General features: G+C 34.5%; 20 protein-coding genes and 1 riboswitch. Of the genes, 6 read left to right on the forward strand and 14 right to left on the reverse strand.

The features are described from left to right. Positions 1 to 2: 2 nt before the first annotated feature. From ACKC83_RS14220 to ACKC83_RS14235, 4 genes are all read right to left on the reverse strand, one after another. The gene (locus ACKC83_RS14220) at positions 3 to 422 is read right to left on the reverse strand and encodes a hypothetical protein (RefSeq protein WP_434036024.1); all 420 of its coding nucleotides are present in this window, start codon (positions 420 to 422) and stop codon (positions 3 to 5) included. 318 nt (positions 423 to 740) lie between these two features. Further along, the gene (locus ACKC83_RS14225; RefSeq protein ID WP_434036025.1) at positions 741 to 1,382 is read right to left on the reverse strand and encodes a response regulator transcription factor; all 642 of its coding nucleotides are present in this window, start codon (positions 1,380 to 1,382) and stop codon (positions 741 to 743) included. Between the two features lie 5 nt (positions 1,383 to 1,387). Then, complete coding sequence (locus ACKC83_RS14230) at positions 1,388 to 3,421, reverse strand: ATP-binding protein (RefSeq protein ID WP_434036026.1); 2,034 nt, start codon at positions 3,419 to 3,421, stop codon at positions 1,388 to 1,390. 179 nt (positions 3,422 to 3,600) lie between these two features. Beyond that, entirely contained in the window at positions 3,601 to 4,908 is a 1,308-nt protein-coding gene (locus tag ACKC83_RS14235) for an MFS transporter (RefSeq protein ID WP_434036027.1), read from the reverse strand. Between the two features lie 349 nt (positions 4,909 to 5,257). On the opposite strand from ACKC83_RS14235, the gene ACKC83_RS14240 reads away from it, so the two are divergent. The 5 genes from ACKC83_RS14240 to ACKC83_RS14260 all read left to right on the forward strand — a co-directional run bounded on the left by ACKC83_RS14240 (position 5,258) and on the right by ACKC83_RS14260 (position 11,787). Then, on the forward strand, positions 5,258 to 5,992 hold the full coding sequence (locus ACKC83_RS14240; RefSeq protein WP_434036028.1) for a flavodoxin family protein: 735 nt from the start codon (positions 5,258 to 5,260) through the stop codon (positions 5,990 to 5,992). A gap of 202 nt (positions 5,993 to 6,194) precedes the next feature. Next, positions 6,195 to 6,293, forward strand: a riboswitch (SAM-I-IV-variant riboswitch). Positions 6,294 to 6,340: 47 nt separating this feature from the next. Then, a complete protein-coding gene (locus ACKC83_RS14245; RefSeq protein WP_434036029.1) occupies positions 6,341 to 7,639 on the forward strand; it encodes a Na+/H+ antiporter NhaC family protein in 1,299 nt (432 codons plus the stop codon). 148 nt (positions 7,640 to 7,787) lie between these two features. After that, positions 7,788 to 8,720: a DUF302 domain-containing protein gene (locus ACKC83_RS14250; protein ID WP_434036030.1), complete on the forward strand. Its 933-nt coding sequence runs from the start codon at positions 7,788 to 7,790 to the stop codon at positions 8,718 to 8,720. 23 nt (positions 8,721 to 8,743) lie between these two features. Further along, the gene (locus ACKC83_RS14255; RefSeq protein WP_434036031.1) at positions 8,744 to 10,414 is read left to right on the forward strand and encodes an acetolactate synthase large subunit; all 1,671 of its coding nucleotides are present in this window, start codon (positions 8,744 to 8,746) and stop codon (positions 10,412 to 10,414) included. Positions 10,415 to 10,419: 5 nt separating this feature from the next. Then, complete coding sequence (locus tag ACKC83_RS14260) at positions 10,420 to 11,787, forward strand: NAD-dependent succinate-semialdehyde dehydrogenase (RefSeq protein WP_434036032.1); 1,368 nt, start codon at positions 10,420 to 10,422, stop codon at positions 11,785 to 11,787. A 149-nt stretch (positions 11,788 to 11,936) separates the two neighbouring features. Here ACKC83_RS14260 and ACKC83_RS14265 read toward each other — a convergent pair whose 3' ends face one another. The 6 genes from ACKC83_RS14265 to ACKC83_RS14290 form a co-directional block, all read right to left on the reverse strand. Further along, complete coding sequence (locus ACKC83_RS14265; RefSeq protein WP_434036033.1) at positions 11,937 to 12,725, reverse strand: toxin-antitoxin system YwqK family antitoxin; 789 nt, start codon at positions 12,723 to 12,725, stop codon at positions 11,937 to 11,939. Positions 12,726 to 12,794: 69 nt separating this feature from the next. Beyond that, positions 12,795 to 12,926: a hypothetical protein gene (locus tag ACKC83_RS14270; protein WP_434036034.1), complete on the reverse strand. Its 132-nt coding sequence runs from the start codon at positions 12,924 to 12,926 to the stop codon at positions 12,795 to 12,797. 234 nt (positions 12,927 to 13,160) lie between these two features. Further along, complete coding sequence (locus ACKC83_RS14275) at positions 13,161 to 13,856, reverse strand: alpha/beta hydrolase (RefSeq protein WP_434036035.1); 696 nt, start codon at positions 13,854 to 13,856, stop codon at positions 13,161 to 13,163. Between the two features lie 483 nt (positions 13,857 to 14,339). After that, complete coding sequence (locus ACKC83_RS14280; RefSeq protein ID WP_414034510.1) at positions 14,340 to 14,720, reverse strand: hypothetical protein; 381 nt, start codon at positions 14,718 to 14,720, stop codon at positions 14,340 to 14,342. Positions 14,721 to 15,624: 904 nt separating this feature from the next. Continuing rightward, entirely contained in the window at positions 15,625 to 16,254 is a 630-nt protein-coding gene (locus tag ACKC83_RS14285; RefSeq protein ID WP_434036036.1) for a hypothetical protein, read from the reverse strand. A gap of 31 nt (positions 16,255 to 16,285) precedes the next feature. After that, positions 16,286 to 16,819, reverse strand: a complete 534-nt coding sequence (locus tag ACKC83_RS14290) for a hypothetical protein (RefSeq protein ID WP_434036037.1) — start codon at positions 16,817 to 16,819, stop codon at positions 16,286 to 16,288. Between the two features lie 160 nt (positions 16,820 to 16,979). Between ACKC83_RS14290 and ACKC83_RS14295 the strand changes: the two genes are divergently transcribed. Beyond that, the gene (locus tag ACKC83_RS14295) at positions 16,980 to 17,597 is read left to right on the forward strand and encodes a TetR/AcrR family transcriptional regulator (RefSeq protein WP_434036038.1); all 618 of its coding nucleotides are present in this window, start codon (positions 16,980 to 16,982) and stop codon (positions 17,595 to 17,597) included. A gap of 112 nt (positions 17,598 to 17,709) precedes the next feature. On the opposite strand, the gene ACKC83_RS14300 is transcribed toward ACKC83_RS14295, so the two are convergent. The 4 genes from ACKC83_RS14300 to ACKC83_RS14315 form a co-directional block, all read right to left on the reverse strand. Next, positions 17,710 to 18,000 carry a hypothetical protein gene (locus tag ACKC83_RS14300; protein ID WP_434036039.1) on the reverse strand — a complete coding sequence of 97 codons (291 nt, stop codon included), beginning with the start codon at positions 17,998 to 18,000 and terminating at the stop codon, positions 17,710 to 17,712. A 189-nt stretch (positions 18,001 to 18,189) separates the two neighbouring features. After that, entirely contained in the window at positions 18,190 to 18,657 is a 468-nt protein-coding gene (locus tag ACKC83_RS14305; protein ID WP_434036040.1) for a hypothetical protein, read from the reverse strand. Positions 18,658 to 19,054: 397 nt separating this feature from the next. After that, positions 19,055 to 19,501 carry a hypothetical protein gene (locus ACKC83_RS14310; protein ID WP_434036041.1) on the reverse strand — a complete coding sequence of 149 codons (447 nt, stop codon included), beginning with the start codon at positions 19,499 to 19,501 and terminating at the stop codon, positions 19,055 to 19,057. A 264-nt stretch (positions 19,502 to 19,765) separates the two neighbouring features. Continuing rightward, a complete protein-coding gene (locus tag ACKC83_RS14315) occupies positions 19,766 to 20,170 on the reverse strand; it encodes a hypothetical protein (protein WP_434036042.1) in 405 nt (134 codons plus the stop codon).

A 20,170-nucleotide genomic window follows, 5' to 3' on the forward strand; every position in this document is an offset into this window, starting at 1 on the left:
TTTTAAAAGAATAGAATGTTAGCGATTATCATCCAAACCCCAACACATAAGCCAATAAGACCTAGTTTTCCTTGTTTTGGGGCCAATTTTTCTCTAAGAATCACCGCTTTTTCTATAGCCATTTCGTTTTTAGATAAAACATACTTGTTAATTAAGCTAAAGCCAAGCATAAAGCCTAAAACCGCTTGAATGATATTTCCTGCCAATAAGGTTCCCCACCAGATTGGAAATGTAGAAATCCAGCCTAAGTTTAGTATGGAAAATACTATACCCCAAACGCCATAAAAGCAGAATATTAATCCAATCCAACCTTGATAAGGTTCTATTTTTTCTAAGAGTTCTTTGGCATTAGGTTTTTTTGATAATAATAAAGAAGGTACTGCAATAATGCTTAATAAAATAAGTGTAATTCCGAAAATCATAATGTGTTTTTAAAGGTTAAATGTTGTTTAGTTTTTTGAATAAACACATCATCTATTATTGTGATGCGTTTCAAATTCTGAAGCAAAATTAGACGAATAGTCTCTGCTGTTTAACCCCTTATTAGGTGAAATTAAATATCCCTGAATACAGGGAGCACAACCCTTATTTTGCTGATTTTAAATACACTATTTGTGATTGGTTATAGTGCAAAAACTTGGATATTCTTACTTAAACTGGATTTTCAATCTACGGACAGATAAAATAAAAAAGGTACTATTTAAAATAGTACCTTTTGGTGTCTGATTTAAGTATAATTTTTAAGAAACATACCCTTTTTTAATGGCGTATTTGGTGAGTCCTGCTAGGTTTCTCACATTCAGTTTAGTAATCAGGTTTTTCCGGTAACTCTCAATAGTGTGTTTACTTAAAAAGAGCTTATCGGCTATTTCTTGAGTGGTAAATTCTTCTGCGATAAGGGAGATCACTTCCACTTCTCGCTTTGTAAGTTTAATATCCTGATCTTTATTTTTTTCGAATTTGTTTTTAAGATAGATATCTTTAATTTCTCGAGAGAAATATTTTTCTCCACCCAAAATGGTTTTAATCGCTTTTAGAAATTCTTCTTTTTGTGCATTTTTCTGAAGGTATCCGTCTACATCATTCGCGATAAGATCGTCTATAATATCGGCCGAGTTATGCATACTCACCACTAAGGTTTTTATATTTCTGGAGCTGTTTTTAATCCACTTATTAAGAGCGATACCATCAATTTCGGGCATGGTTACATCGGTAATAACCAAATCTATTTGTTCTTCGGTATTTATAGAAATATATTTCTGCACGTCGCCTCCATGTTTTCCAGTGTATACAATATGGTAATCACTTTCTGTGCTTAGTATACTTAATAAACCATCTAAAAACATTTTATGATCGTCGGCTATGATAAGATTATGCTTCATTTTAATTATGCGTTTAAGGGAATTTCTATATTTATACTTGTACCACGATTGGGTATAGAATCTATATGTAAAGTCCCATTATAATTTTCTACTCGTTGTTTTATATTGGTTAAGCCAATACCTAATCTGGTTTTCGATACATCAAACCCAATTCCATCGTCTTCATATACAAAAAAGATACAGGCATTTAAAAGGTCTAACTGAATATCTATGGTTTTGGCTTGGGCGTATTTAAGCGTATTGGTGGTTAATTCTTGAAATATGGAAAACAATTCGTTTTGTAAGTTTTTATTTAAGGTGTTAATTTTATCCTCATCAAAAAACGACAGATTCACACGTATGTTACTCGCCTCTTCTACCGTGTAAATATATTCCTTAATTAAAAAGACAAGGTGTTTTTCTCTAATTTTCTTAGGTAATAAATTATGCGATAGGTTACGCACTTGTTCGTAGGTATCGTCTAACTGACTGTAAATTAAAGCCATTTTTTCAGGATGATTTTTAAGCTGACTGAATTGTAATTTTATCGCCGCCAAATTACCTCCAACACTATCGTGCATTTCTTGCGCGATCTTTTTACGTTCCTGATTTTGTCCTTCTACGGAGGCTTTAATAAGCTTTAATTCTTGATCTTTTTTTAGTGAATTAACGCGCTGTTCGTTAATCTCTTTTTCTTTTAAATTAAGCAACCCCTGTGCTTGTAGTTTTTGGTAGTAGATAATTAAAAGCGCCACAATAGGTACAAGAAGAATGAAAAATGCAACTAGTACCACGTATTTAATGGTCTTTTCTCGATCTAATTCTACCGCCTTTAAGGCTTCCTTTTCTTTGAGTAAGGCAATCTCGTTCTGACGTTTTTCAGCTTTATTTTGAAATTGTAAAACCTGATTCTCGTTTTGTTTGGCAATTATGGCTTGTTGCAGTTTGTACTTCTCTATATCTGCATCTTTATTTTTAATATTTAAACTCTTGTTTAAGTTTTCAATCTCCAATAACTTAATTTTTTTCTCTTTTTCAAGGGTTTTAAATTGGACTTCTAACCTATTAATTTCTTGCTCTTTTTGAGAGTTTTCAATAGAATCTTTTATCAAATAATAACGTTTACCGTAATGGTAAGCATTCTTAAAATCGCTATTTCTAGCCGAAATCTTTTCTAACATAAAGTAGGAATGCATTAAAACATCTAGCGACCCTAATGTCATTGCTTTTGGTAATGCACTGGTGTAGATTAAAAGGGCGTCGGTATTTCGTTTTTCATTATATAAAACGGTACCAATTTTATCTGAAATAATAAGATCTAGATTTTGGAAACCATTTTCATAACTTATTTTTTTGGCTTCGTAAAATTGAAGCAAGGCGTTGTCGGCTTCGCCAATACTCACATAATTATCGCCTATATTTATTAAGACGTTAATTAAGGCTTGCTTTTGATTCGGGTCTTCTACGCAAATCTCCCTTGCTTTTTGTAAATACGTATTAGAAATTTTATACTGATTTAATGTAGAATAAATAGAACCCAGGTTAATGTAGCTTCCTAAAATAATTTCTTCATCCTTAGCATTATTAATACATCTTTTAAGTAGTTCTAAGGCTTCAGTGTTCTTTCCTAAGGCAATATACGTACTTGCTAATCCGTGTATATGGGTGTAGTATAAATTGGTTTCGTTATGGGTTTCACTTAGTTCTGCTCCTTTAATATGCCATTTTTTACTTTCGTGATATAAGCCTTTATTTTTGTTATTTATAGCGAGTAATTGATAAGCTAAAATAGTTAACCGTATGCTTAAAGAATCGTTTACAGTGGTTCTGCTTTTAAGAGCTTTTTGGGTGTAATAAATAGAAGAATCTATGGCCGCATATCTGTTGTGATAGTAAGCCAAAAGAAGATTTGTATTCACGATTGCCTTATTAGTCTTAAACGTAGGCAATAACCGGTGAGCTTCATGATATGCTTTTTTATCCGAACCGTTATTTAAATAATAGAATAGCGAATCTATACTTTTATTTTCGGCTTCAATAACCGTCGCCGTTTGTGCCATACATAGAGACGTATAGCAGAGACACAAAAAGATAACTATATTTTGGAGCTTAAAAAGCATGGGCAAATGTAGGCAATGTAGCACATATAAGTATCCCCGAATACCGTGGTTTAAACGTTTTATAAAAATGATAGCGTTTTACAATATATGTTTGGTAAATCATAGATATTCTAAACTATTTACTGCGGATTCTTAACAACCAATGAGCCTAAGATTAAAAATAACAAATAAGCCAACGCCATATAACCAAGATAACTATAAGAGCCAAACGTAGAAAAACAGTAACTAAATAAACTCGGGGCTACAGCACTTGCAATAACCAAAAAACTCATCACTTTTCCAGTTATGGCACCCAAATGTAATCGGCCATAGTATCTAGGCCAGGTTACCGCATTAATTACTGCAAATAATCCGCTTAAAAGTCCTAAACCAGCTACCAACGCATACACACCCATCGGGTGAGATAAAAACAGCAAACCACAAGATGCCAATACGCCTGCGCCTAACATGGCGTACAAATATATTTTATGATTAATGTAATCGCTTAAAATATTACATAGGGTAGATACGGATAACGCTATAATGGAAATGGGAATAAAAATAGCAATGGCATGTGCTCTATCATACCCCTGAGTTTCAAAGATAGAAACCACATGAAAAGTAAACCCAGTGGCAAAGAAACTATTGAAAGCTAAAGTTAAACCAAACATCCAAAAGCCCCGCGTTTTCTTAGCTTCATCTAAAGTGAAATCTTTAAATACTTTTTTGGGTGCATCGACCGCTTTTTTTATTCGTTTTTGAACACCATCGGGCACCAAATTAAAATCTTCTGGCTTGTTGCGATACAATTGTAAAATGCAAAAGCTAAATATAAATAAACACACGGCCAAAATCTGCCAACTGCGCTCCCACCCGTGACGTTCTATCAAGTAATTAAGTACCAAAGGCGAACTGGAAAATCCTAAGGATACAGTAACACTACTTATGGCGTTAACTTTTCCTCGGTTTTTATCGAACCACAACATAATCATATTTCTAGATGCCATGGTTAACACACCTTGTCCGCTAAAACGGATAAAGAAAAACAAGATACACATCACCCCAAATGGCACAATCCACGTGGTTACATTAAGCATGCTTTTAATGCCTTCGCTAATTTGAACGGAAACCGCACACAGCATTAACGAAATTCCTAAAACCAAGGTTGCAAAAAAGGCCACATAGCGTGCACCAAAGCGGTCGAATAAAATACCCGCTTTCGATACAAAAAAAGCACTAAGTAAAGTCCCAAACATATAGGCGTTACTAAACTGATTACGACTTAGCCCCAAAGCATCTTTTACCGGATCTGTAAAAACAGACACACCTACTGTTTGCCCAGGAATACTTGCAAGAACGCCAATACTTCCTATAAAAAGGACGATATAACCATAGAAAAAAGGAAATTTATTTGGATTGATAAACGAAAATTTATTGGAAACTGACATGATATAATTTAAGGACCTTAAAAGTAACCGTTTTAATTTAGTGCAAGACATGAAATACTCCTTTTTTATGCAATCGTGAACGAGGCATTATTTCATTTATACCATAGCAATTAGTGCTTAAAATCAGTAACATTGATCAAAATACGAGTTAATTTTAGTAAATTAGGTAACGCGAAAGCATCTACGTTAATAATCGTATTAAATGAAGCAACACGTGGTATATACAGGCCTTAACTTGTAAATCTTTGAAAACGTAATTGGTGTTGAAAGGCTTATTGATGTCAAATTATTTTAGTTAGTCATTCAACTAATACGGAACATACAACTCAAACAAAACCATATATAAATCATGAAGAAAATAGATTTTAGCAACTTAAAAGCCGTATTTGTAAATTGTAGTTTAAAGAAATCCCCCTCGATAAGTCATACTCGAAATCTTATGGATGTGTCCATAGATATTATGAAATCTGAAGGTGTTTCTGTTGAAACTATACGCTTAGCAGATTACGATGTTCCTGCTGGTGTACAACCGGATATGACTGAAGAAGGATACGATTACGATGAGTGGCCGGATATTTATAAAAAGATTATCGATGCCGATATCCTTGTAATCGGAACACCAATCTGGTTGGGAGAACGCTCTTCTATTGCTTCTAAATTAATCGAACGTTTATATGCGATGAGTGGGTATCAAAACGATAAAGGTCAGTATGTATATTATGGAAAAGCTGGAGGATGTATCGTAACAGGAAATGAAGATGGTGTAAAACATTGTTCTATGGGTGTACTCTACGCATTGCAACATTTGGGATACAGCATTCCGCCACAAGCCGATGCCGGTTGGATTGGTTCTGTAGGTCCTGGACCTAGTTATGGAGATACCGAATGGAAAGGCGAAAGTATCGATCCGCCTGTAGGTCACGACTCCGAATTTACCAACAGAAATACAACCTTTATGAGTTACAATTTAATGCATTTAGCTAAAATGTTAAAAGCTCAAGATGGTTACCCAGCTTACGGAAATTCTAGAGAAGCTTGGGACGATGGAACCCGATGGAATTTCTCTAATCCTGAATATAGATAATACTTTTATATAATATGTGAAAGCTTTAATGCGGTCTGTACAGATCACATTAAAGCTTTTTTTTTGCGTTGTTATTTCCTAAAATATAGAGTCAAAATTATCTATAGGTAGTGGCAATATTCTTAAGATGAAATCTTGGCATTGAAAATTAACGTAATTTAATAATGCTATATGGATTTATATATTACTTTTGCCGGCTTAAAATAATTATCAAGAATCTCAATAAAAAGAGATAGCAACCTGCATTAACAAGCAAGGTGCTAAATAGATAGGCCAATTATTTGGAACAAATGTTAAATCATATTTTCTACTTATTTGCTCCTATGCTCTTTTTAAAACGACTATAAGATGGCAAATATTACCAAAAGAACACCTCAATTTTCAGCGTTAATTCCGCTTTTTGTATTCATACTTACGTTTTTAGGTGTAGGTATTTATCAAAACGATTTTTATGCACTACCCTCTCCAATAGCCGTTATTGCCGGTATTATTGTTGCCTTTTTAATGTTTAGACAATCCATAGATTCTAAAATTAAAACCCTACTAAAAGGATGTGGCGACGATAAAATATTAACCATGTGCCTTATATATTTACTTGCTGGTGCTTTCGCCGCAGTGGCCGATGCCACAGGAAGTGTAGATGCCATTGTAAATTTAGGATTAGATTATATTGCGATTCAATACATCTACGCGGGCGTTTTTATTATCGCTGCTTTTTTATCCTTATCTACAGGAACTTCGGTAGGATCTATTGTTGCTTTAGCTCCAATAGTTGTGAGTTTTGCCGACAAAAGCACAGCCGATTTAGCCATTTTATGTGGTGCTCTACTAGGAGGTAGTATGTTTGGAGATAACTTGTCGGTAATATCAGATACAACCATCGCAGCCACCCAATCTTTAGGTTGTAAAATGAGTGATAAATTTAAACAGAACATTAAATTGGCCATACCCGCGGCCGTTATTACGCTTATAATTTTAGTTGTTCAAGGTTTAAACCTGAAAGCAGATGATACAGCACTGGTGGTTTACAATTATTCTGTAATTAAAATTCTACCTTATATCCTAATTATTTTACTTTCTATTATTGGGATCAATGTCTTTGTTACCTTATTAATTGGAACACTTTTTACCGGAGTAATTGGAATTATTTATGGCGATTTTACACTGTTAGAAGCTACTAAAATTAGTTATGAAGGGTTCACAAACATGACAGAAATTTTCTTATTGTCCTTACTTACTGGCGGACTAGCAGCCTTAGTAGAAAAAAACGGAGGAATTGATTTTATTTTAAGCAACATAAAAAAATTCATCAAGAATAAAAAGTCTGCGCAATTTGGTATTGCGGCCTTGGTAAGTAGCATTAATATGGCGATTGCCAACAATACCGTTTCAATTATTATATCTGGATCTATCAGTAAAACCATAAACGACGAATACCAATTAGATCGTAAAAATACGGCATCAATTTTAGATATTTTTGCCTGTATTACTCAAGGGCTGTTGCCTTATGGAGCACAGGTATTAATGATTTTAAGTTTCTCCAACCAAGATTTAAACTACATCGACTTAGTAAGCAACACTTGGTATTTACTCTTTTTATTTTTGTGCACAGTAGCCTTTATTGGCTTGAAATCTGTTTCAAGATAGCAAACGGAACCGCTTTAGAAATTGGGATTGGTTTCTCTTTAATATACCTTTTTACACGCCGTTTATTGCAGTCAATATTATAAGCGATAGCGCTAAAGATTGCAAGACTCCTGTGTTACATTGTGCTCTAATTGAAAAAACAGATCACATGAGAACATTAACAATCACTTCACTACTATGTTGCGCATTCTTTTTAGTTTTAGCTTGTAACGACGACGACGATAATAATGGAGAAATTCCGAGTAATGATGTCCCAGAAACCGCGGGTATTGGTTACACAGAAACGAATGAAGATCCCACCAACACATACAACGCTTTAATAGCGACTTTAAATGCGAATGATAACATCGGGATTGTAGCCGAGGTCAATCATACTGCAAATGCCGAAAATGCAGGTTTAACTTTAGATTATACCAGAACCGTATATTTCGGAAATCCAGCACTGGGTACACCACTTATGCAAGATAATATTCAAGCGGGATTAGATTTACCACAACGTATTTCGGTTTATACAGATGAGGATAATCACACTGTTGTTACATATAATTCCATAGATTATATTATTAATAGACATGGTCTAGGTACAGTGTCGACCACCGATATGATTGGAAATGCATTGGCCAATATTGTAAATGCATCTACTGGAGAAGAGGTGACTTTAAATCCGATAGAAAATTCAGCTTCAAAAGGAATTATTTCTGTGTCTAGTCCGAACGATTTCGATACCACCTACTCCAACATCATAAATACACTGAATAGTTTAGAACCTATTTCAATTATAGCAGAATTAGATCATCAAGCTAATGCACAGAGTGCAGATTTAGATTTAGGTCCTGCTAAACTTATTATTTTTGGTAATCCTGCTTTAGGTACTCCATTAATGGAAGACTCTAGAACCATGGCTTTAGATTTACCTCAAAAAATGTTAGTCTATCAAGATGCCGAGGGTAGCGTACATATTATATACAACGATCCGTATTATATCGCCGATCGTCATGATGTAGATGATAACGACAATACATTAAGCACTATAGCTCAGGCTTTAGAAAACATCGCAAATTCTGGAGCTTCAGAATCGTAATTGTCATTTAAATAAATACCATTATGGACAGTAAATTAAAAGCATCAGATGTCTTTGTAAAAGCCTTGGAACATGAAGGAGTCGAATATATATTTGGACTTCCAGGCGAAGAAAACTTAGATATTCTAGAATCTATTCGAAAATCTAAGCAGATAAAATTTATACTCACCCGGCACGAACAAGGTGCCGGGTTTATGGCTGCCACTTATGGTCGTCTTACCGGAAAACCAGGCGTGTGCTTATCTACTTTAGGTCCTGGAGCTACTAATTTAATGACGCCTGCGGCTTACGCACAATTGGGTGCCATGCCTATGCTCATGATTACGGGGCAAAAACCCATTAAGAAAAGTAAACAAGGGAAGTTTCAAATCATCGACGTGGTCGAAATGATGCAACCTTTAACTAAATATACCAAGCAAGTTACGCATGCCAATCATATTCCTTCTATGATTCGGGAAGCATTTAGACTGTCTCAAGAAGAGCGTCCCGGTGCTGTGCATATCGAGTTACCAGAAGATATCGCCCAAGAAGAATTGGACGAACTTAAATTATTTAAGGTTGTAGACGATAGAAAACCGATACCCGACCAAAAGGCCATAGAGCAAGCCGTAACGTTAATTAAAACAGCGTCTAAACCATTAGTGCTTATTGGTGCAGGAGCTAATAGAAATCGGACAAGCAAAGCACTTACCGATTTTGTAGATACTATTGGAATTCCGTTTTTTAATACCCAAATGGGAAAAGGTATAATTGATGAACGTCACGAGTTATATCTCGGAACCGCCGCATTGTCTAACGACGATTTTCTTCATGAAGCCGTGAATAAAGCCGATTTAATCCTAAATATCGGACACGACACTATTGAAAAGCCACCTTTTATTATGGAAGCAGAACGCGACCAAAAGGTGATTCATGTGAATTATTTCGCCGCTGAAATAGATCAGCTATATTTCCCTCATTTAAATATTATCGGAGACATTGCAACAAGTGTCAATCAGCTTACCGAAGCTTTAAAGCCAATCGCAAAATCTTGGGATAACTCGTTTTTCCTTAGAGTTAAAGATAATGTGTGCAAACACTTAACCACCTACGAAGACGACAATCGTTTTCCTATACTTCCGCAACGTTTAGTGAAAATAGTGCGGGATACGTTGCCTAAAGATGGTATTGTAACCTTAGATAATGGCATGTATAAATTGTGGTTTGCTAGAAATTATAAAGCATATATGCAAAATACCTTAATTTTAGATAATGCCTTAGCTACTATGGGCGCTGGTTTACCATCGGCTATGATGGTGAAAGAATTATATCCAGATAAAAAGGTGATTTCTATTAATGGAGACGGTGGCTTTATGATGAATGCTCAAGAACTTGAAACGGCCTCTCGACTACAATTAGATCTTATTGTTATTATTTTAAATGATAATGGATATGGTATGATTGAGTGGAAACAAGAAGACGAAGGTTTTCCTAAATATGGTCTGGAGTATACCAACCCAGATTTTGTTAAATTAGCCGAAAGTTTTGGTGCCGTTGGGTATAAACCAGATTCGGTAGACGCATTTAAAACAGCATTAGATAACGCATTACATTCTAAAGGCATTCAACTTATCGATTTAGCTATCGATTATTCGTTAAATCATGAGATACTAAATGTACTTATTAAAGAATTTTCTGAAAAATTAAAATCTTAAACACCATGAATAAATCAATCTCAATAAATCCAGCGACAGAAGAAAAAATTGCCGTTTATAACCGCTTAACCGTAGAAGAAACGCAACAAAAAATAGAAAAAGCGCATCAGGTTTTTAAGGAATGGAAGCATACATCCTACATAAAGCGTGCACAATTAATGAATAAGTTGGCAGATGAATTGGAAAATAACACCGATTATTATGCAGAAATAGCCACTTCAGAAATGGGTAAAACCATTGGACAATCGAGAAAAGAAGTCGAAAAATGTGCATGGGTATGTCGTTATTATGCAGAAAATACAAAAGATTTATTACAAGATAACACAGTTAAAACTGAAGCCGAAAAAAGCTATGTCACCTTTCAGCCGTTAGGTGTTGTTTTAGCCGTTATGCCATGGAATTTTCCTTATTATCAAGTCATTCGGTTTTTAGCTCCTGCACTTATGGCCGGTAATACGGGAGTTTTAAAACATGCTTCTAATGTGCAAGGTTGTGCTTTTGCTATTGAAAAAGCGATAACTAAGGTTGGTTTTCCTGAAGGGATTTTCTCGAACCTTAATGTAGCTTCAGATGCTATAAAAGCCGTTATAGAACATAAACATATTGTAGCCGTAACCCTTACTGGTAGTGCGCCTGCAGGACAGTCTGTTGCCTCTATTGCTGGTAAAAACTTAAAGAAAACGGTATTAGAATTAGGAGGAAATGATGCTTATATTGTTTTAGACGATGCCGATTTGGAAGAGGCTACAGATTTAGCCACTTTAGGACGTTTACAAAACAACGGACAAACCTGTATTGCGGCAAAACGTATTATTGTACTCGATAAAATTTACGATGCGTTTTTAAAATTGTATAAAGAAAAAATGGAGGCCGCCAAAATGGGAGAACCTACCAATGAAAATACATATTACGGCCCCTTAGCCCGATTAGATTTAAGAGACGAGTTACATAAGCAAGTCGAAAAAACTATTGAACAAGGTGGTACGTTAATTTTAGGTGGTAAAATCCCTAATCGCAAAGGGGCTTACTACCCTGCTACTATTTTAACGGATTTAAAAGATGGTATGGAAGCCTTTAATGAAGAATTATTCGGACCAGTGGCCTCTGTAATTCGCGCCAAAGATGAAGCACATGCTATTGAGTTAGCCAATAACTCTAAGTTTGGTTTAGGAGCTGGAGTAATTACAAGCGATAAGAAAAAAGGTGAAAAAATAGCCTTACAATTAGAAGCCGGAAGTTGCTTTGTGAATAAACTGGTGGCATCCGATCCGCGATTGCCATTTGGTGGTATTAAAACAAGTGGATTTGGTCGTGAGCTTTCTGGTTACGGAATCAAGGAATTTGTAAATACCAAAACGATTTGGATAGATTAACTTAGAACCTTTAGAGGTTTAAAACATGTAGTCTATATTTATATAGATTATAATACTACTTTACTGAAAACATCAAGTGCATTGAACTTGGGTTTTCAGTAAAGTATTTTTTTTACTAGAATTTTAGCCTTCAAATCTTGCCAATCGTATTAGGGTGTTTCAGTGGTGTACGTCAAGGTTTCGAACAGATCGCCGTTCGTATCGTAAATGCTCCAAGTTCCAACATTTTTAAAGTTTTGCTTACTTCCTTCTTTATGGAGATTACCGTTTGTGTGATATTGTCTATACGGTCCGTTTTCTTCACCGTTTACAAAGTTTTTTTCCGAAGCTAACGTGCCATCATCGTAATAATAACTCCACATTCCCTCTTCTTTGCCTTCCTTCATGTTTCCGCTACTGTTTACGTTGCCATTTTTAAAATAGGTAGTCTGTATACCATGAGGCTTATTATTTAAATAGTGCTCCACATTATACAATTCGCCACTATCGTAATAACTTTTCCATTCTCCTGAGGCATTACCCGCATCATCGAATGCTTTTATATATTTTATACGGTTATCGTCCTTAAAATAACTGTTCCAAATCCCAACTTTTATTCCATCTTTAGACTCACCTTCCATGTAAAGCTCTTGAGAATAGTCCATTTTTTGATGGCCATGGAAGACGTTGTTTTTGTAATGGTTTATAGCCTTCTGTTCCCCATTTTCGTAATAAGAAATCCATTCTCCTGTTTTCTGATTCTCGCGCAGCTGTCCTTTAGTTTTTAATGATCCAGATTTATAGTAGTCCTTAAATGGGACTAATGCGTTTGTATCTATTTCGGTAGAATTAGTGGCGTGCAGTGTATGAGTCTGTTGCGGTTGCTCTTTGCAACTTGTAGCAGACAGCATAAACGAGGCACTTAGTAGCGCTAAAAAAGCTGATGTAGTATAGGTCATTTTTGAGAAATGTTTAGGAGGCATGAGTGATATTGATTTACGCATAGCAGTTATACATTATAAAGTTTGCTAAGTTTTATATTTATAGCCATAAATAACAAAGTTAGCACCTGGCATTTCAAAAGGAATGCTATTGGTAACTAGAGTGTCTTTAATTGGTTCGGTCATATCTCTGGTTATTGCTGTTACTAATTTCCCCATGTATGTTGAGTTTTGATATAATAACATATTCAGAGTCAAAACCAGTGGTATATCTTCCAAGAAAAGAGGCAACACGCTAAACATAACACATTATTTTAATACCTAAAACTCCGGAAGTCTTTTATTCATTAAGCGTCCAAATCATCGCTTTTTCTTTTGTCGCTCTAAAAATCGTACTATGTTGTTCTTCGGGTTCATCGGCGTATGTCCATATTAATCCTAGATCTAATTGCTTTAATTTTCATTTAGGGTTCTAGTATGTGTAGAAATGTCTTCAGCATCAGAACCAGCAAACCAAAGTTTCTTTTGTTGTCCGTAATCTGCTTTGGCTAGTGTTTCAAAATGCTTTACCAGATATTGTTCGTTATACCACAGCGATGGATCTACGGCCATATAATAGTCGAACATATCATTATCCAAAAGAAAGGTTTCCATAACAAATAGTCCTGCGACAGATTCTCCAATGATCGCCCTTTTATCTGTGGTGCGATATCTGTTATTGATTTCAGTAAAAAGCTCATGTTTTATGAATCCTCTAAAATTATTAGAGCCTCCTGGATGAGGTACTATGGTAAGATCGTATTCTACTTCTGTCGGACCAGTAAGATCTCTTCTACGCTCTGTATTTTCAATGCCCACTAAAATATACGGCGGTATTTTTTCTTCACTTATAAGCTTGGAAAGCGTATTTGCTATATGCGGAAAATCTTCTTTTATGCCACCGTCCGGCATATAAAGTACCGGAAAACGGTCTGTCGAATTATCGTAGTTTGGGGGTGTCCAGATAGTAATAACACGGTCTTCGTTTACAATCTTCGAACTTATGGTTAAACTGTCGTGTTCCGGAATGGGGTCGTTATACACTATGCCTTTATTCTTACAACTCATGGTAAAAACAGTAAGACACAACAAGAGTATGAGATTTTTCATAACATGGTATTTTAAATACATACCAACGATTTGAAGATTAAAAAGTATCTATCCCTAGTGCATAAAACGATAAGAATTAGATGCCATACACCAGTACTTCGCATTGGTAAAGCACTAAAATAAACAATTTTTAAATACTGTTTATAGTTGATATACAATATTTTAGAGGCGACATAAAAATTAGATAGTTTATTGTGATAAGACTAGTCGTACAAAGAATAAAATACAGCGTGTAGAGACTTTATAAACATTTATAAAGTACGTATTAAAATTTAATAATTGTTAAACCTATGGCTTAAGATGAGCGGTATTCATAGCATTGAAACTTGTACAAGTTAATACTTTACACCAACAAGAGCAACTCACATAGCTGTCCCAAAACCAGGTCAATAAATAAACAGTTATAATTTATAATGTTGTGAGCTGTTTGTCAGTTCAATCTATTTGGTACAATGCTATCCCTCCTAGATTGATTTAAGAATTTTAAACGTTTTCAAAATGATTTTTAACAAAAGCGAGTTGTTCATTATCGGTAATGTTTTCTGAGGATTCCATATTGATTTCAATATTTTTAAAATGTGAATCCTTATTCAAGTGATTGTGCAGTTCTACTTTTGCGTTTGTAGGTCCGAATAATAGGACGTGTTTATATTTTAAAATCTGAGCCCCAATTCTGTCATAATACTTCTCTTGCATTTGCTGTCTTTTATTGTGCATAAGACTTTCACTGCGGTTTAAAGCGTTTACTTTGGTTTCTGAAGTAAATTGCGATACAATAGATTGATCTTTGTGTTTCGAATTTATATCAATCAGATTTGCGACTGAATGATCCATCCATATTCCTAAATTGCTATTTGTTTTCATGATCTTAAGATTTAATAATTAAAGTTACTACCCATATTTATTATAGACGATTTACCTGATCTAAAGCTCTTTTTCCACCCGTATGTCGACTGTTTACTTGATTCGTAATTGGAATTAGTTGCATGTGTTCTAGTCTCCCATTAAAAAAACACGAGATGTTATTAAATCTGTTATTTTTTTTATCGAAGTCTTTTAAATGCATACTTATACTGTTTATATGCGATTCTAATCTTTGTAAGGATTGGGTGATTTTAGCGGTAAAAAATTAGTGTTATTTTTTGCGCTTCTTTGTCCTTTAATTCTATTTATTTGGATTGTCATAGTATGTATTTTTTAATGTTCTTTTTCGTAAGATTCTAATAAATCGTTTAATGTCTTTAAATAATCTTTTAGCTCTTTATTGTTTACTCCTTTTTCGTCAGTAGATTGAAAACTTATTGGTACTTCTCCCATAAATTTTATCAATTCTGGACATTCTTCTCGAATTTTTGTAGTTGCCAGTACAATTTGCTTACTTAAATCGTTACGATCTTCCTTATCTATTGCTTTTTTTTAAGGTAGCCCTTATATTCTACAATACAGGTTAAATACAGATTAGTTTTAGGTTTTTTATAAAAGTAGGTCAATACAATTATTAATTTCATGTCTAATCAACAACTCAAACTATAGATGTAGAGTTGAAAATAGTACTGTTAATCATCCTTTTCATGGCATGTTAACGGATACAATACTAGCTTATGACGCTTATATGGACAAATTCATAGAATATAGCACAAAAAAAGCTTACAACATCAATCTCTTGAACGTGTAAGCTATTGTTTTAAAATCCGCTATTTTCTTACTGACAAATTGTATTTCGTTTCTCAGTGTACCTTTAATTTATCATCGTTAAATTACGAATGTGTCAGTCTAAAACATCTATAGCATTAGCTATAGTTTCGACTTTTATATTATTAAAAAAGACACCTGTCCAGGTGCCATCCAATTCTAAACGTTCTCCAGTAGTGGTTTCTCTAAAAATAGCCAAGATGGTTGCTGTATTTTGTTTGAAAAAAACCGTATAATTAGAAGTTAAAATACTTTTTCCATTTAGCGCATAGGTACTCGTAGAATTATAGGAAAAAGGAAACACCGATGGTTCTTGATTGAAAGGGACTTCTGTACCCCCGTATAAAGTACCGTAGGTTTCCGATAATAGGCTTAATTCGTCTGGAATAAAGACCTGTATTTCTGGGTAATTAAGTTGAGCAAACCTCAAAGAATCATTAAAAACAAATTTGGAATTACCTAAAAGATTTTCTAACGGATTTATAACAACTTGCATGATAGTGTCTGAATCATTTCTAAAATAGAACTCAGGAAGCTTTTCTTCTATTATGGTTTGTCCGTTGTTGGTGTCTAATTTCCATTCTAAAGACATTAATTCGTACGCTTTTAAACTGTTTTCTTGTTCCATGGTGATGGTCTCGTCGGAGCTACAAGATATCACTGCGAGGCATAAGCATAAACCAATTAATAAAGTGTGTAGTTTCATAGTATTTATTTTACCTCTTAACCCTACGTTTTTACAACGCTTCTATGCTTTTAATAGTGATCCCCACAAAACAATCGTCTTGACATGATTTCTTAACATAACCAGACGTAGAGATTAATCCCTGGTTTTCGGCCTCAAAATACGAAGTAGCATCCGTTCTTTTTAGTAACCAATCGTGTTCAGAGATATTATAGACTTCGTCTAAAGTTCTGGCCACAGTAGCACTAGTATAGTCGTGTTCTGGACTATTAATTTCGTTTTCATGTTCGGTCCACTCTAAGTCGACTAAGGGAATATGCTCCTCTGCCCCTGCCGTAAATTTAAAATCACGTTGTATAATAATCCCGTCCGATACGGTAATAGTGGTCTCCCAACCATAAGATGTAAATACAGATCCGCCATAAGTCACGTAGATATACGAGTTATTGGACGCTGCTTTAAAATCATTCCATGCGGTTTTACTAGTTTCAAAATCAGATTTATAATCCATATCGTCATCAGACGCACATGAAACTACAACTGAACTTAATATTAGACATGCCAATAGATATATGGTGTGTTTCATAGTGTGTCTTTTGCGTTTTTTTTAGTTGATAATCACAAATATAACTTTTTTCCCGTTGTTGGGATAATTATATGTCTTTTTATTATTACACTTCATCCTGCAACCTTATATTTAGTAATTAATACATATTTTTACGTTTTATTTATCGAATACGTTTACCATGACAAGAAAAAAATACCAAGGCGAAAGCAATAACAAAGAGCGCTCTAAACAGAAGCTTATTCAGGCTGTAGGGAAAGTACTTAAAACCAAAGGATACACCGGATTAACGGCTACCAATATTGCAAGAGCTGCAGGTTTAAGTCGTAGGTTAATTAGTACGTATTTCGAGTCGGTTGAAGATTTGGTAGAGACTTATGTAAGACAGAAAGATTATTGGACTACCGCTTCTGGGAAGGTCGCGGACATGATTGCGGACAATCCACAAAGAGATACCAAACAAATGATTGATGAGATACTCCAAAATCAGTTAGAGTATTTCTACAATAATGCCGAAATGCAAAAAATAATACTTTGGGAAATTAGCGAAAAGTCTCAGATTATGTACGAAGCTTGCGAAGAACGTGAGCGTTTAGGCTCTAAAGTCTTCGCCTTGGCCGATAAAGAGTATGAGGGCAAAGACATACGCGCCGTATCTGCCATACTGGTTGCCGCAATTTATTATATGGTGCTTCAAGCAAAATCTACCGACACCCTGTTCTGTGAAATCGATATCAATCAGCCTGAAGGCATGCAACGCATTAAAAACGCTATTAGCGCTATACTTCAGAAAATGTAATGTATTGTAAATTGGTAGTACGCAGGGACGTCCTGTTTCTGTAGTACACGTTAGTATTTTTAACTCCGTTTTATAGTTTCTACTGCTGAGCCGAATATTTACGCTAAACTCCCTAAACAACTAATCCTGCGAAAAGGAAAATCATTAAAATAAAACCTAAAAACGAGATTACAAGTCCTGCAATGGCAAATCCTTTTGGATTTTTAAACATGCCCACAAAGGATAAAATAAACCCAATTATCCAAATAAACCAACCAAAAATAGGAATCCACCCTAAAAACAGACCAAGTAAAGCGATCACAAATCCCGCTATGGCCGTTCCGTTAGATTGATTTTGGTTGACTATAAATGTTTGTCCGTGTTGCTCTGTGCTTTGGTTTTGTGGAGGCGTTATTTCATTCATATTTTTGGGTGTATTATTTTTTGAGCCTAAAGTGGCTACCCTATTACTGTTTCGTTTTATGCGCTTGTAAATAGATATGCTTAACAAAGAGCTGTTACAAAGGTGCACAGACTCCATGATTATTCACTAATCTAAGACATATTTTTATACTTTATGCGTTGCACTTCATTATATGGCGCATAAACTGTTTTATTTTATTATTTCAATCATGCTTTTAGCGTCGTGGGTTTCCCATACTAGCACATCGTTATACCATACTTTAGTTATACTGGTATTGGAATGACTTTGGTCTATTTCGGTTTTAATGATATCGGAATCCGATGCTGAAAATTGAATTTTAGTTTCAGACTGCTTGTTTTGGTCTAAGGTGGTGCTTGGTGAAAGCGACAAATACGTCCCGTGGGCTCCATCGACAACGGTAATTCCTTTTGGAGCATCTAAATTGCTTTTATAATAGACTTCCCATTCTCCGTTTATTTTATGGTAAACCGTAATATCCGATGCATTATACCCCTGCTCTATTTCAAATAGGTTAAGACCGTCTGCATTTAGGTATGTAATATCCAGAGAAATGTCTGCGTTAACACAACAATCGGTCTCTTCCGAGCAGGCAATCATTGGAAGTATAATGATTAAGAGCATAATTACTTTTTTCATATTTAAAGTCTATTTATATGCAATTTCGTTTTGATAGCTAACCTAAGAAATCGCGTTCCAACATCTTATGTGTATCAGTAATCAAAAACCTAAAATAGCAATAGATTTAAAACAAATATAAGCTATAAGCACTTATACTTTAAGGATTTCAACATTTTTATACTGCTGTTATACTCTTCCTGTTCAAGGTATTACCCTAGACAAATTGGGTGTTTATATTACGCAATTTACAGCATGATTTTGGCATGCCCGTCACGTGATTTATGTGCGTTTTATAGAGTTGGTGACTAAGCCAGGTCATGGATGCGCATAAATAAGGCCTACGGTTGCGCGTATGTAGTTGAGAAGGTAAGCACTTTACTTAGCGTATTAACACAGGCATTTTTGTAGCACGTTTTTAATTTATTATTATTTCAACACTCAATTCTTGTTCATTTTCAAGTTTTGGAATCAGAGCGTGATATGTCAAATTAGGAGCTTCAGTTGTATCCTTTTGATAGAACGTAACGATTAAATTTTGTGTTCCAGTCTCACAATTTTCAACTAATGTATAATCAATAGAGCTATTCCCATTCCCAAGTCCTTTCTTTCCAATAATTAAATCATAAATAGAAAAATCAATAGTAGGCTGACAACTTCCTGATACCAATTCAGTAAAATCAAGTTGATTCCTAATAATCATATGATTTTCAGACAAACCTATATCCATTTGATATTTTGTATTTATACAACCGTATTCATTTTCGAGACTTGTAGTTTTTAAAATTGTGTCAGTACAATCATCATTGCTGCAGGAAATTATTCCAAGAAATATAAGGGATATAATTAAAATTCTATATTTCATACATTTAGTTTTTATATAAGACGTTCTTTTTTAAAGATGGTTTGGTTAAATGTGCTAGAACCTATTATATCAAAACAAATATAAACCATAATCACTTATGCTTTCCAGGCAGTTGCACATTTTTCTATCTTATGTGTCTGATTTACAATTGCTTGCTATTTATATACAGTGTGAGGTTATATGACGATATAATTAGACTTATGTTGGTAATAAAAAAAAGGTGTTATAGTTGGTTGTTATTATAGTACGTTGTTGTGTGTCGTTTTATTCTTTATGTTTATGAGGTGAACTTTTAACTATAAAATCCGAATTGTAATTTTTCCTGAATTTAACTCTAACATTTTGAATTGAAGCAGATGATAAAGGGCTTCTAGTACAAATGACAAATGATTTCTTTTTTTTAGTTTTAGGATTACTACTTAGTTTTTTAATTGTAGCTTCTAATTGCTCAATAGCGTGTTTAATATCTTGTCCTTTTAATTCTATATATATTTCTGTATCCTTAATAATGTACATAAAATCACATCTAATTCCTTTAGTAATTTCACAGCCATCTACTGTCACTTTTATAGCTTCAACTTTATCAATATTTTCAATTACTAACCTACTACGTGTTTCTTCAAAAACTACTAATTTATTATTATTGATATCACAGCATGAATCCTTCAT

Source organism: Formosa bonchosmolovskayae (assembly GCF_051016085.1).
GTDB lineage: Bacteria > Bacteroidota > Bacteroidia > Flavobacteriales > Flavobacteriaceae > Formosa.